The 338-nt window shown below is 57.4% G+C and carries 1 protein-coding gene; it reads right to left on the bottom strand.

Features of this window, described 5'->3' with window-relative positions; translation table 11 throughout:
• The coding region (locus HGT70_RS16490; protein ID WP_214196582.1) for a filamentous hemagglutinin N-terminal domain-containing protein at positions 1–338 on the bottom strand (338 nt) is incomplete at both ends.

Below are 338 nucleotides of genomic sequence, written 5' to 3'. Positions count from 1 at the left end.
GTAAGCGCAACGTTGCCCGTGGTGAGCGTGGCACGATTAGCATTAATAAAACCACAGCCGTCGCAGGTGATCCCGGCTGGATTCGCGATGATGATATCCGCCTGGCGACCCGCTACCTCCAACAGGCCATGCAGGCGCGAGGGGTCACGGCTATTCACTTCATTAAGAATAACCTTTGCTTCGCCCTTGGCGAGCCACGGGTTGGCCGTGACATAGCCCGCGAGCTGGGTTTGGCTGGCGGTACGCCCATTGTTTAAGATAGCCCCTTGGCGTTCGATATCGAACTGAGTATAGGTATTGTGCGAGACGCCGGCGGCACTGGGCGGTCGAATATTGAC

Origin of the sequence: Rosenbergiella collisarenosi, from assembly GCF_018494085.1 — a bacterium.
Taxonomy (GTDB): domain Bacteria; phylum Pseudomonadota; class Gammaproteobacteria; order Enterobacterales; family Enterobacteriaceae; genus Rosenbergiella; species Rosenbergiella collisarenosi.
Note: the sequence above shows the minus strand (reverse complement) of the source record. Positions and strands in the feature narration are given on the sequence as shown.